Origin of the sequence: Kitasatospora sp. NPDC056446, from assembly GCF_042796115.1 — a bacterium.
GTDB lineage: Bacteria > Actinomycetota > Actinomycetes > Streptomycetales > Streptomycetaceae > Kitasatospora.
In genome coordinates this window covers 42006-55271 of record NZ_JBHTRF010000038.1, presented here as the reverse complement: position 1 = coordinate 55271, position 13266 = coordinate 42006, and the positions used below count along the sequence as shown (strand labels likewise).

The 13266-nt window shown below is 72.2% G+C and carries 10 protein-coding genes; 4 read left to right on the top strand and 6 right to left on the bottom strand.

From position 1 onward, the window contains the following. The first annotated feature begins 36 nt into the window (after positions 1-36). The 4 genes from zwf to ACFQ6N_RS23420 all read left to right on the top strand — a co-directional run bounded on the left by zwf (position 37) and on the right by ACFQ6N_RS23420 (position 4173). On the top strand, positions 37-1593 hold the full coding sequence (gene zwf / locus ACFQ6N_RS23435) for a glucose-6-phosphate dehydrogenase (RefSeq protein ID WP_380652291.1): 1557 nt from the start codon (positions 37-39) through the stop codon (positions 1591-1593). Further along, positions 1590-2669, top strand: coding sequence for a glucose-6-phosphate dehydrogenase assembly protein OpcA (gene opcA, locus ACFQ6N_RS23430; protein ID WP_380652223.1), 1080 nt, complete (start codon positions 1590-1592; stop codon positions 2667-2669). The genes zwf and opcA overlap by 4 nt, the downstream gene beginning before the upstream one ends. Further along, the gene (gene pgl, locus ACFQ6N_RS23425) at positions 2666-3454 is read left to right on the top strand and encodes a 6-phosphogluconolactonase (protein WP_380652220.1); all 789 of its coding nucleotides are present in this window, start codon (positions 2666-2668) and stop codon (positions 3452-3454) included. The genes opcA and pgl overlap by 4 nt, the downstream gene beginning before the upstream one ends. Positions 3455-3792: 338 nt before the next feature. Next, on the top strand, positions 3793-4173 hold the full coding sequence (locus ACFQ6N_RS23420) for a VOC family protein (protein WP_380652217.1): 381 nt from the start codon (positions 3793-3795) through the stop codon (positions 4171-4173). Positions 4174-4236: 63 nt separating this feature from the next. Here the strand turns inward: ACFQ6N_RS23420 and ACFQ6N_RS23415 are convergent, their stop codons facing one another. The 6 genes from ACFQ6N_RS23415 to ACFQ6N_RS23390 form a co-directional block, all read right to left on the bottom strand. After that, a complete protein-coding gene (locus tag ACFQ6N_RS23415; RefSeq protein ID WP_380652214.1) occupies positions 4237-5292 on the bottom strand; it encodes a 2-oxoacid:ferredoxin oxidoreductase subunit beta in 1056 nt (351 codons plus the stop codon). A 73-nt stretch (positions 5293-5365) separates the two neighbouring features. Continuing rightward, positions 5366-7363 (bottom strand): 2-oxoacid:acceptor oxidoreductase subunit alpha, encoded by a 1998-nt coding sequence (locus ACFQ6N_RS23410; protein ID WP_380652211.1) that lies wholly within the window; start codon positions 7361-7363, stop codon positions 5366-5368. Positions 7364-7700: 337 nt separating this feature from the next. After that, positions 7701-8363, bottom strand: coding sequence for a response regulator (locus tag ACFQ6N_RS23405; RefSeq protein WP_380652208.1), 663 nt, complete (start codon positions 8361-8363; stop codon positions 7701-7703). A gap of 253 nt (positions 8364-8616) precedes the next feature. Further along, on the bottom strand, positions 8617-9627 hold the full coding sequence (locus tag ACFQ6N_RS23400) for a polyprenyl synthetase family protein (protein WP_380652205.1): 1011 nt from the start codon (positions 9625-9627) through the stop codon (positions 8617-8619). 310 nt (positions 9628-9937) lie between these two features. Continuing rightward, on the bottom strand, positions 9938-11575 hold the full coding sequence (nuoN, locus tag ACFQ6N_RS23395) for an NADH-quinone oxidoreductase subunit NuoN (protein WP_380652202.1): 1638 nt from the start codon (positions 11573-11575) through the stop codon (positions 9938-9940). Further along, the gene (locus ACFQ6N_RS23390; RefSeq protein ID WP_380652199.1) at positions 11572-13236 is read right to left on the bottom strand and encodes an NADH-quinone oxidoreductase subunit M; all 1665 of its coding nucleotides are present in this window, start codon (positions 13234-13236) and stop codon (positions 11572-11574) included. The genes nuoN and ACFQ6N_RS23390 overlap by 4 nt, the downstream gene beginning before the upstream one ends. Between the last annotated feature and the right edge of the window lie 30 nt (positions 13237-13266).

Genomic DNA, 13266 nt, shown 5'->3' with positions numbered 1-13266 from the left:
AGCGGAGCCCATCAAGTGAGCACTGATTTCCCCGAGTTGACTTCGGATTCGGACGCGGACGATCTCCCGCCCGCCCCGGTCAACCCGCTTCGTGACCCCTCCGACCGACGGCTCCCGCGCATCGCGGGGCCGTCCGGTCTGGTCATCTTCGGGGTCACCGGCGACCTGTCCCGCAAGAAGCTGATGCCGGCCATCTACGACCTGGCCAACCGCGGACTGCTTCCCCCGGGCTTCTCCCTCGTCGGCTTCGCCCGCCGCGAGTGGGACGACGAGGACTTCGCCAAGGAGGTCCACGACGCCGTCCGGGACCACGCCCGCACCCCGTTCCGGGAGGAGGTGTGGCAGCAGCTCGCCAAGGGCATGCGCTTCGTCCACGGCACCTTCGACGACGACGAGGCCTTCGACAAGCTGCGCGAGACCATCATCGAGCTGGACAAGGCGCAGGGCACCGGAGGCAACTTCGCCTTCTACCTGTCCGTCCCGCCGAAGTTCTTCCCGACGGTCGTCCAGCAGCTCAAGAAGCACGGCCTGGCCGACCCGCCCCAGGGCTCCTGGCGCCGCGCGGTCATCGAGAAGCCCTTCGGCCACGACCTGGAGAGCGCGCAGGAGCTCAACAAGGTCGTCCACGAGGTCTTCCCCCGGGACGAGGTCTTCCGGATCGACCACTACCTGGGCAAGGAGACGGTCCAGAACATCCTGGCGCTGCGCTTCGCCAACCAGATGTTCGAGCCGATCTGGAACCGGTCGTACGTCGACCACGTGCAGATCACCATGGCCGAGGACATCGGCATCGGCGGCCGGGCCGGCTACTACGACGGCATCGGCTCCGCCCGTGACGTCATCCAGAACCACCTGCTCCAGCTGATGGCGCTCACCGCCATCGAGGAGCCGGCCTCCTTCCACCCGAAGGCGCTGGTCGCCGAGAAGCTCAAGGTGCTCAGCGCCGTCAGGCTCCCGGCCGACCTCGGCCGGCACACCGTGCGCGGCCAGTACGCGTCCGGCTGGCAGGGCGGCGAGGAGGTCGCCGGCTACCTGGACGAGGACGGCATCGACCCGGACTCCAAGACCGACACCTACGCGGCCATCAAGCTGGAGATCAACAACCGCCGCTGGGCGGGCGTCCCGTTCTACCTGCGGACCGGCAAGCGCCTGGGCCGCCGGGTCACCGAGATCGCGGTCGTCTTCCAGCGCGCCCCGTACCTGCCCTTCGACTCCTACGCGACCGAGGAGCTGGGGCAGAACGCCCTGGTCATCCGGGTCCAGCCGGACGAGGGCGTGACGGTGCGGTTCGGCTCCAAGGTGCCGGGCACCTCCTTCGAGGTCCGGGACGTCACGATGGACTTCGCCTACGGCGAGTCCTTCACGGAGTCCAGCCCGGAGGCCTACGAGCGGCTCATCCTCGACGTGCTGCTCGGCGACGCCAACCTGTTCCCGCGCCACCAGGAGGTCGAGCTCTCCTGGCAGATCCTCGACCCGATCGAGAAGTACTGGGACGCCCACGGCAAGCCGGCCCAGTACGCGGCGGGGACCTGGGGCCCGGTCGAGGCGGACGAGATGCTCGCACGAGACGGCAGGAGCTGGCGCCGCCCATGAAGATCGACCTCACCAACACGACCTCCGGCAAGATCAACGGCGCCCTCATGGAGGCGCGCCGGGCCAGTGGCTCCACCGCCGCCGGCATGGTGCTCACCCTGGTGATCGTGACCGACGAGGGCAGCGCCTACGACGCCCTCAAGGCCGCCAACGACGCCTCCCGCGAGCACCCGATGCGCACCCTCGCGGTGATCAAGCGCGCCGGGCGCTCGCCGCGGGCCCGTGCCGAGACCCGGCTGGACGCCGAGATCCTGGTCGGCTCCGACGCCGGCTCCGGCGAGACGGTCGTCCTGCGCATGCACGGCGAACTGGCCGCGCACGCCCAGTCGGTCGTCCTGCCGCTGCTGCTGCCGGACGCCCCGGTCGTGGTCTGGTGGCCGGACAACGCCCCGCTGCACCCGGCGCAGGACCCGCTGGGCTCGCTCGCCCAGCGCCGGATCACCGACGCCGTCACCGCGGAGTCCCCGGTCGGCCAGCTCGCCCAGCGGGCCCAGGGCTACACCCCGGGCGACACCGACCTGGCCTGGACCCGGATCACCGGCTGGCGCTCGATGCTCGCCGCCGCGCTGGACCAGCGCCCGGCCGCGATCGTCTCCGCGGTCGTCGAGGGCGAGTCGTACAACCCCAGCGTGGAGCTGCTCGGCCTCTGGCTGACCAACCGGCTGCACGTGCCGGTCGAGCGGGTCGTCACCGGCGGCCCCGGCATCACCGCGGTGCGCCTGCGCACCAAGGACGGGGACATCACCCTGGACCGCCCGGACGGCCTGATGGGCACCCTCTGCATGCCCGGCTCGCCGGACCGCCAGGTGGCGCTCAAGCGGCGCGAGACCTCGGAGCTGATCGCCGAGGAGCTGCGCCGCCTGGACCCGGACGACATCTACGCGACGGCCGTGCGCACGCCCGTCGAGCGGCTGCACGAGCCGTCCAACGCCGAGACGGCGGCGGCCGAGCGGGTCGCCCGCGAAGCTGCCGTCGGCGCTGCCGCGGAGGCCGAGCCGGAGCAGGCGGCCGCCGAGGCGGAGAAGAAGCCCGCGAAGAAGGCCGCCGGCAAGCGCACCGCCAAGGAAGGCGCATGACCGGCGCGACCCCGCAGCTGGTCGTCCACCGGGACAAGGAGCTGATGGCCCAGGCGGCCGCGGCCCGGCTGATCACCCGGATCGTGGACGCCCAGGCCGCCCGCGGCGCCGCCTCGGTGGTGCTCACCGGTGGTCGCAACGGCAACGCCCTGCTGGCCGCGATCGCCGCCTCCCCGGCGCGCGACGCGGTCGACTGGGGCCGGCTGGACCTGTGGTGGGGCGACGAGCGCTTCGTGTCCGCCGCGGACCCGGACCGCAACGCCGTCCAGGCCCGCGCCGAGCTGCTGGACGCCGTCGCGCTCGACCCGGCGCGGGTGCACGAGATGCCCGCCTCGGACGGGGTGGACGGCTCGGACGTGGAGGCCGCCGCGGCCCGCTACGCCGAGGAGCTGGCGAAGGCGGCCGGCCCGGGTGACCGGCTCGGCGTCCCGGCCTTCGACGTGCTGCTGCTCGGCGTCGGCCCGGACACCCACGTCGCCTCGCTCTTCCCCGAGCACCCGGGCGTGCGGGAGTCCGAGCGGACCGTGGTCGGCGTGCGCGGGGCCCCCAAGCCCCCGCCGACCCGGATCTCGCTCACCCTCCCGGCCATCCGGGCCGCCCGCGAGGTCTGGCTGCTGGCCGCCGGCGAGGACAAGGCGGGCGCGGTCGCGCTGGCCCTGTCCGGCCCCGGCGAGCTCCAGGCGCCCGCCTCCGGCGCGTACGGGCGCAGCCGCACCCTGTGGCTGCTGGACCGGGCCGCCGCGGAGCGGATCCCGCCACAGCTCTACCCGCCGGCCTCCGCGTAGGGCCGGGGCCCTCAGGGGCCGGGTCCTCAGGGGCCGACAACGGAGAAGGGGGGGCCCCCGCCGACCCGGGGGGGCCACCGCTCAGGACCACTCGAAGTAGACCGCCGGCCGCACCGACCGCCGACCACCGACCACGGACCACGGACCACGGACCACGGACCACGGACGCTCGCCCCGGACTCGTCGAGTGCCTCACCCCCGGTGACGACCGACGGCTCCACCCATCCCCTGAACCAGCACAGCGGATTGCTCTGGCGCGATTCTCCGTACTGTGTATAGTGTACTGCGTACGGGGTAATCGTGTGGGTGCCCCGGCTGCCGACGAGAGGGTTTCCGCCTTGCAGATCACCAAGACCGCCGTCTCCCTGACCGTCGAGGACGTCACCGCCTCCGCCGCGTTCCTCGGGAAGCACTTCGGCTACGCCGAGGAGATGTCGGCCGACGGCTTCGTCTCCCTCGCGCACCCCGGCGGCGGGGTGGGCGTCGTCTTCCTGCGGCGCGGGCTGGAGGTCCTGCCGGAGGAGCAGCGCCACCGGATCGCGGCGGGCGTGATCCTGGCGTTCGTCGTCGAGGACATCGCCGCCGAGGAGCGGCGGCTGCGCGAGGAGGGCGTCGCGATCACCCTGCCGCTGCGCGAGGAGCCGTGGGGCGAGAAGCTGTTCCAGGTCGCCGACCCGAACGGGATCGTGATCGAACTGGTCGAGTGGGCCCGGCAGTAGCCGCAACGACCGGCGCCCCCTGTCCCGGCCGGGACAGGGGGCGCCGACGCGCGCCGGGGGCGGTCAGCCCACCGTCCAGGTGTCGTTGCCCGCGAGCAGCGCGGCCAGGTCGCCCGGGCCGCGCTGGGCGGTGGCGGTGGCCAGCTGGCTCGCCATCAGCTCGTCGTAGACGGGCCGCTCGACGCTGCGCAGCACGCCGATCGGGGTGTGGTGCAGGGTGTCCGCGTCGGCGATCCGGGAGAGTGCGAAGGCCGCGGCCGGGCCGGCCGCGTGCGCGTCGTGGACCAGGACGTCCGCCGCGTTCTCCGCCGTGACCGGCGCGGTGAACAGTTCGCCGTCCGGGCCCCGGAAGACGCCGTTGGCGCCGTCCGCGCCGAAGCGGATCGGCTGCCCGTGCTCCAGCCGGATCAGCGCCTCGTCCCGGGTGCCGGCGTCCTTCAGCACCTCGAAGGCGCCGTCGTTGAAGATGTTGCAGTTCTGGTAGATCTCCACCAGCGCCGTGCCCTCGTGCTCGGCCGCCGCCCGCAGCACCGACTGGAGGTGCTGGCGGTCGGAGTCGATGGTGCGCGCGACGAAGGTGGCCTCGGCGCCGATCGCCAGCGACAGCGGGTTGAACGGGGCGTCCAGCGAGCCCATCGGCGTGGACTTGGTGATCTTGCCCAGTTCGCTGGTCGGCGAGTACTGGCCCTTGGTGAGGCCGTAGATCCGGTTGTTGAACAGCAGGATCTTCAGATTGACGTTCCGCCGCAGGGCGTGGATCAGGTGGTTGCCGCCGATCGACAGCGCGTCACCGTCACCCGTCACCACCCACACGCTCAGGTCCTGCCGCGCGGTGGCCAGCCCGGTCGCGATGGCCGGCGCCCGCCCGTGGATCGAGTGCACCCCGTAGGTGTTCATGTAGTACGGGAAGCGCGAGGAGCAGCCGATGCCCGAGACGAACACCGTGTTCTCGCGCCGGATGCCCAGCTCCGGCATGAAGGACTGCACCGCCGCCAGGATCGCGTAGTCCCCGCAGCCGGGGCACCAGCGGACCTCCTGGTCGGTCTTGAAGTCCCGTGCGCCCTGCGGGCCTTCGGCCTTGGGCACCAGCCGCAGGGACGGGAAGGCGTGCTCGCTCATGCGCCCACCTCGCTACGCTCGGCAGGGGCATTCGCCCGCGCGCGCCTCTCGATGACTCGCTCGCTCCGCTCGCTCACCGGTGGTCCTCCTCGTCCAGGGTGCCGATCGCGGCCGACAGCACGTCCGCCAGCTGGGCCGCCTTGAAGGGCAGTCCGCGCACCTGGTTGTAGGACTCGGCGTCCACCAGGTACTTCGCCCGCAGCAGCAGGGCGAGCTGCCCGAGGTTCATCTCGGGCACGATGACCTTCTCGTAACTCCTCAGCACCGCGCCCAGGTTCGCCGGGAAGGGGTTGAGGTTGCGCAGGTGCGCCTGGGCGACCTCGCCACCGTCCGCGCGCACCCGGCGCACCGCCGCCGTGATCGGCCCGTACGTCGAACCCCAGCCGAGGACCAGCACCCGGGCGTCACCGGTCGGGTCGTCCACCTCGACCGGCCTGACGGTGATGCCGTCGATCTTGGCCTGCCGGGTGCGGACCATGAAGTCGTGGTTCGCCGGGTCGTAGGAGATGTTCCCGGTGCCGTCCTGCTTCTCGATGCCGCCGATCCGGTGCTCCAAGCCCGGCGTGCCGGGCACCGCCCACGGCCGCGCGAGGGTGTGCGGGTCGCGCAGGTACGGCCAGAAGGCGCCGTCCTCCCGGTTCGGCCCGGTCGCGAACCCCGGTTCGATCACGGGCAGTTCGTCGACCTCGGGGATCCGCCAGGGCTCCGAGCCGTTGGCCAGGTAGCCGTCGGAGAGCAGGAACACCGGGGTGCGGTAGGTGACCGCGATCCTGGCCGCCTCCAACGCCGCGTCGAAACACTCCGCGGGCGTGGCCGGGGCGACGATCGGCACCGGCGCCTCGCCGTTGCGGCCGAACATCGCCTGCAGCAGGTCGGCCTGCTCGGTCTTGGTCGGCAGGCCGGTGGAGGGGCCGCCGCGCTGGATGTCCACGACCAGCAACGGCAGTTCGAGCGAGACCGCCAGGCCGATCGTCTCGCTCTTCAGCGCCACCCCGGGGCCGGAGGTGGTGGTCACGCCGAGCGCCCCGCCGAAGGCCGCGCCGAGCGCCGCGCCGATGCCGGCGATCTCGTCCTCCGCCTGGAAGGTGCGCACGCCGAAGTTCTTGTGCCGGCTCAGCTCGTGCAGGATGTCCGAGGCTGGGGTGATCGGGTACGAGCCCAGGTACAGCGGCAGGCCCGAACGCTGCCCGGCGGCGATCAGCCCGTAGGACAGGGCGAGGTTGCCGGAGATGTTGCGGTAGCGCCCGGGCGGGAGCTTCGCCGGGGGCACCTCGTAGGAGACCGCGAAGGTCTCCGTGGTCTCGCCGAAGTTCCAGCCCGCCCGGAAGGCGTGGATGTTCGCCTCGGCGATCTGCGGCTTCTTCGCGAACTTGCTGCGCAGGAACGACTCCGTGCCGTGCGTGGGCCGGTGGTACATCCAGGACAGCAGGCCCAGGGCGAACATGTTCTTCGCCCGCTCGGCGTCCTTGCGCGCCAGGCCGCTGTCCTTGAGCGCCTCCAGGGTCAGCGTGGTCAGCGGCACCTTGTGCAGGTGGAAGCCGTCCAGCGATCCGTCGGTGAGCGGGTCGGCGGCGTAGCCGACCTTCGCCAGCGCGCGCTTGGTGAACTCGTCGGTGTTGACGATGATCTCCGCGGCGCGCGGCAGGTCCGGCAGGTTCGCCTTCAGCGCGGCCGGGTTCATCGCGACCAGCACGTTCGGGGCGTCGCCCGGGGTCAGGATGTCGTGGTCCGCGAAGTGCAGTTGGAAGGACGAGACGCCGGGCAGGGTGCCGGCGGGGGCGCGGATCTCGGCGGGGAAGTTCGGCAGCGTCGACAGGTCGTTGCCGAAAGACGCCGTCTCCGAGGTGAACCGGTCACCGGTCAGCTGCATGCCGTCACCGGAGTCCCCGGCGAACCGGATGATCACACGGTCGAGTCTGCGGATCGGCTTGGCGCGCCCGGGTGGCGGACCTCCCGGAGCGGGCGGGCCGGCGGGGGCGTCCGAACCGGGGCGTACGTCGCCGCTCCCGGCACGGGCCTCGTCGCCGTCCGAGCCGTCCACTGCCTCTGACTGATCGACCTGACTGGTCACTGCCGCGGACCTCCTAGGGCACACCACCGCGGGCGCGGCCCCGTGCCCCGTCCGCTTGGTGCACCTCCCGCATCCTATGCGGGTGGAGTCGGCCAGGGACGGAACTCCCGCGTGCGGCGGGAAATCACCGGCCCGCGTGCGTACCGCACATGGGAAAGAACGTCCGGGCGCCGGAGATCATTCCGGATCCGGCGGCCGATCCCGGTCCCGCGGCGGGACCGGGGTACGGCTCGGGGTGCGATTCGGCGTGCGGCTCGGGGTGCGATTCGGGGTGCGATTCGGGGTGCGGCTCGGACGGGACCCGGGCCGGAGTCGGGGCGGGACTCGCGGCGGTCGGCTAGGAGTTGAGGTACGTCAGTACGGCCAGCACCCGGCGGTGGTCCTCCGGGCTCTGGGCCAGTCCCAGCTTGAGGAATATGTTGCTGACGTGCTTCTCGACCGCACCGTCGGAGACCACCAGCTGCTTGGCCACCGCGGCGTTGGTGCGGCCCTCGGCCATCAGGCCGAGCACCTCGCGCTCGCGGGGCGTGAGGTTGGCCAGGACATCGCCCTTGCGGCTGCGGCTGAGCAGTTGCTGCACCACCTCCGGGTCCAGCGCGGTGCCGCCCTCGGCGACCCGGACCACCGCGTCGGCGAACTCCCGCACCTCGGCGACCCGGTCCTTCAGCAGGTAGCCGACGCCGCGGGTGGATCCGGCCAACAGCTCGGAGGCGTAACGTTCCTCCACGAACTGCGACAGCACCAGCACACCGAGTTGCGGGTAGTGCTCACGCAGCTCGACACAGGCGCGCAGCCCCTCGTCGGTGTGGTTCGGGGGCATCCGGACGTCGGAGACCACGACGTCCGGCAGCGCGTCGGCCGCGGCCAGGTCGTGGATGGTCTTCACCAGGGCGTCGCCGTCCCCGACGCCCGCCACGACCTCCAGACCGCGGTCGGTGAGCAGCCGGGTCAGTCCCTCCCGCAGCAGTACGGAGTCCTCGGCGATGACAACGCGACGCATGGCGACCTTCCGGAGGGAGCGAGCTGACGAAGCCAGTCTCCCCCATCACGGGAGCCGGTCGGCCACCGTTGCGGGATCCGTGACGGACCCGGGCCCGGTGACCGGGTCCGGTCAGCGGGTCCGGTGTCAGCGGGTCCGGTCAGCGGGTCCGGTCAGCGGGCCGGGGAGGCGTCGGGCGTTCGGGCCGGGCCTCCACGGCCGGGTCCGGCGTTCGCGCCCCCGGCCGGCAGCCTCAGGGCGCGGGGCGCCGCCGTCACATCGTGCGGATGGCCACCGCGTCGCAGAGCCCCTCCAGGGCCGCCTTCGCCGGGCAGTCCGGCAGCGGCGCCAGCAGCGCCCGGGCCTCCTCGGCCCGGCGCAGCGTCTCCGCGCGGGCGCGCTCCAGCGCGGGGTGCGCGCGCATCAGGCGCAGCGCCTCGGCGTGCAGCTCGTCGTCCGAGAGGTCCCGGGTGAGCAGGTCGCGCAGTCGGGCGTCGTCCGGGTCCGCCGGGTCGGCCGGCATCTGCTCCAGCAGCAGGGTCGGCAGGGTCGGCACGCCCTCGCGCAGGTCGGTGCCCGGGGTCTTGCCGGACTCGTGGCCGTCGCTGGCGATGTCCAGCACGTCATCGGCCAGCTGGAAGGCGATGCCGATCCGCTCGCCGAACTCGCCCAGCGTCTCCACCAGCCAGGACTCGGCGCCGGCCATCTGCGCTCCTATCCGGCAGGAGACGGCGATCAGCGATCCGGTCTTGCCCTCCAGCACGTCCAGGTAGTGCAGCAGCGGGTCCGACTCCGGGCCGGGGCCACGGGTCTCCAGGATCTGGCCGGTGACCAGCCGCTCGAACGCCTCGGCCTGCATCCGCACGGCCTCCGGGCCGAGGTCGGCCAGCACCTGGGAGGCGCGGGAGAACAGGAAGTCGCCGGTCAGGATGGCGACCGAGTTGTCCCAGCGGGAGTTGGCGCTCGGGGCGCCGCGGCGCACCGGGGCCTCGTCCATGACGTCGTCGTGGTACAGCGTGGCCAGGTGGGTCAGCTCGACGACCACGGCGGCCGGCACGACGCCGGGCGCCCCCGGGTCGCCGAACTGGGCGGCCAGCAGCAGGAGCAGCGGACGGAAGCGCTTGCCGCCGGCCTCCAGGAGGTGGCTGGCGGTGACCGTGATGAAGGGGACGTCGCTCTTGACGGCCTCGCCGAGCGCCGCCTCCACGGCCTCCATTCCGGCCTGGACGTCCCGGGTCAGGTCGCGGTCCTGCACGCTGAGCCCGAAGGGTTCCACGACGGTCACGAAGACCACTCCTCTGTCCCTGGTCGATCTAGCGGCCTGGTCCCTGAGTGCCGCCGCTGGCCATACAGGCAGGGTATCCGGTCGTGAGTGGATCACTGCACGGGCGTGCGGATCCTGTCATGATCGGGCCGGATGCCCTGGTCAGGGCGGCTGTCCGGGCCGTACGGCGGTGGGGGCGAATCCGGCTTGGAATAAGGGCGGGAGATGTCGTCGCGACTCCCCGCCCCGGTGCCCGACACGGCCCCGTCCGGGCCGCGCGGACGGGGCGCGGCCCGGACGGGGCCCTGGTCGGGAACGGCGGCGTACGAGGTCAGCGGACGAACAGCGAGGCCTTGGACGCGAGGTCGAGGAAGTACTGCGGAAGCAGGCCCAGACCCAGCGTGACCAGCACCCCCACCCCGATCGCCGTCGCCGTGAAGGGGCTCGGGATCGCCACCGTGGGGCCGCCCGGCTGCGGGTCCGAGAAGAACATCAGCACGATGACCCGGATGTAGAAGAACGCGGCCACCGCCGAGCTCAGCACACCGACGATCACCAGCGGGATCGCCCCGCCGCTCGCCGCGGCCTGGAAGACCGCGAACTTCCCGGTGAAGCCGGAGGTCAGCGGGATCCCGGCGAAGGCCAGCAGGAACAGCGCGAACACGGCCGCCACCAGCGGCGAGCGCCGCCCGAGCCCGGCCCAGCTGGACAGGTGGGTCGCCTCGCCCTTGGAGTCGCGCACCAGGGTCACCACGGCGAACGCGCCGAGCGTCACGAAGGAGTACGCCAGCAGGTAGAACAACACCGAGGAGATGCCCTGCTTGTTGACGGCGATCACGCCGGTCAGGATGAACCCGGCGTGCGCGATCGAGGAGTACGCCAGCAGCCGCTTCACGTCCTGCTGGGTCACCGCCAGCACCGCGCCGACCACCATGGTGAGGATCGCCACCCCCCACATCACCGGCCGCCAGTCCAGCCGCAGGCCGGGGAAGGCCACGTAGAACAGCCGCAGGAAGGCCCCGAAGGCCGCGACCTTGGTGGCCGCCGCCATGAAGCCGGTCACCGGGGTCGGTGCGCCCTGGTAGACGTCCGGGGTCCAGGAGTGGAAGGGCACCGCGGCGACCTTGAACAGCAGGCCGACCGCCAGCATCGCCAGGCCCGTCAGCACCAGCACGTCGCTCTGGGTGCTGCTCAGCTGCGCGGGGGTGGTCATCGCCTTGCCGGAGATGACGTCCCCGATGTCGCCGAGCTTCACGCTGCCCGCATAGCCGTACAGCAGCGCGGTGCCGAACAGGAAGAACGCCGAGGCGAAGGCGCCGAGCAGGAAGTACTTGACCGCCGCCTCCTGGGACAGCAGCCGGCGGCGGCGGGCCAGGGCGCACAGCAGGTACAGCGGCAGGGAGAAGACCTCCAGTGCCACGAACATGGTCAGCAGGTCGTTGGCGGCGGGGAACAGCAGCATGCCGCCGACCGCGAACATGGTGAGCGGGAAGACCTCGGTGGTGGCGAAGCCGGCCCGGACGGCGGCCCGCTCCTGCTCGCCGCCGGGGGTGGCGGCGGCCTGGGCGGCGAAGGCGTCGGCGGGCAGGCCGCCCGCCTTGGGCTCCAGCTTCCGCTCGGCGTAGGTGAGCACCGCGACCACCGAGGCCAGCAGGATCACGCCCTGGAGGAACAGCGCCGGGCCGTCCAGGGCGACCGACTCCATCGCCAGCAGGTCGATCCGGGTGAAGCCGTGGCTCTGCACGGCCAGCACCACCACGGCGACGAACGCGCCGACCAGCCCGGCCAGGGCGAGCGTCACCTGCGTCCAGTGCCGGTACCGGCGGGGCACGAAGGCCTCCACCAGGATGCCGGCCACGGCGGCGCCGAACACCACGAGCATCGGGGAGAGTTGGCCGTACTCGATGTGCGGCGCGGGGATGCCGGCGGTGTTCCCGCCGGCGGCGGCGAGCACTGCGGTGGCGCTCACTTCTGCTCACCTCCTGAGGTGGCGGCGACCGGGTGGGCCGGCGCCGGGTCGGTCTCGTGGACCTGCGAGAGCGTCGCGTTCACCGAGGGGTTGACCAGGTCGGTGAGCGGCTTGGGGTAGACGCCGAGCAGGACGGTCAGCGCCACCAGCGGGGCGACCACGGCGAGTTCGCGGACCTTGAGGTCGGGCATCGAGCGCACCCCGTCCTTCACCGGGCCGGTCATGGTGCGCTGGTACAGCAGCAGGGCGTACAGCGCGGCCAGCACGATGCCGAAGGTCGCGATGACACCGATCACCGGGTAGCGGGCGAAGGTGCCCACCAGTACCAGGAACTCGCTGACGAACGGGGCCAGACCGGGCAGCGACAGAGTGGCCAGGCTGCCGATCAGGAACGTCCCGGCGAGCACCGGTGCGACCTTCTGCACCCCGCCGTAGTCGGCGATCAGCCGCGAGCCGCGGCGGGAGATCAGGAAGCCGGCCACCAGCATCCACGCCGCCGTGGAGAGGCCGTGGTTGACCATGTAGAGGGTCGCGCCGCTCTGGCCCTGGCTGGTCAGGGCGAAGATGCCCATGATGATGAAGCCGAAGTGGGAGATCGAGGCGTAGGCGACCAGCCGCTTGATGTCCTTCTGGCCGACCGCCAGCAACGCGCCGTAGACGATCCCGATCAGCGCGAGGACCAGGATCGCCGGGGCGAAGGTCTTCGAGGCGTGCGGGAACAGCCCGAGGCAGAAGCGCAGCATCGCGAAGGTGCCGACCTTGTCCACCACCGCGGTGATCAGCACCGCCGTGCCGGCCGTGGCCTCGCCCATCGCGTTCGGCAGCCAGGTGTGCAGCGGCCACAGCGGGGCCTTCACCGCGAAGGCGAAGAAGAAGCCCAGGAACAGCGCCTTCTCGGCGGTGCCGCTCAGCTGGAGCTTCCCGTCCGCGATCGCCGAGGTGAGGGTCGGCAGGTCGAAGGTGCCGAAGCCCTGCTCCTGCGCGATCACGTAGAGGCCGATCACGGCGGCCAGCATCACCAGGCCGCCGAGCAGGTTGTAGAGCAGGAACTTCACGGCCGCGTAGGAGCGCTGACGCGCCGACTCGGGGCCGCCCGCCCGGTCGCCGAAGCCGCCGATCAGGAAGTACATCGGGATCAGCATGGCTTCGAAGAACACGTAGAACACGAAGACGTCGGTGGCGTAGAAGGAGACGACCACCATCGCCTCCACCGCCAGGATCAGGGCGAAGAAGGCCTGGGTGCGGCGGCGGCCCTCGAAGGTGTCGGGGGCGGCGGCCGACCCGGGCCCGGCCGGACCCGAGGCGGCCGGGCCGGGGTCAGCCGGGTCGGCGTCGGCGTCGTGCCAGGAGGCGAGCATCACCATCGGCACCAGGACCGCGGTGAGCAGGGCGAGGACCGCGCCGATGCCGTCCACGCCGAGCGAGAAGGTGATGCCGAAGGAGCGGATCCAGCTGTACGACTCGGTCAGCTGGTAGCGGGCACCCTGCGGGTCGAACCTGGTCGCCACCACGGCGGCCAGCACCAGGGTGACGGCCGAGACGGCCAGGGCGGTGGCCTTGGTGGCCTTGCGCCGCGCCTTCGTCGTCCCGGCGGGCAGGGCGGCGGTGAGCACCGCGCCGGCCGCCGGGACGGCGCAGGTGGCGGTCAGCAGTGCGCTCATGCCGTGCCTCCCCCGCGGGTTGTGGATTCC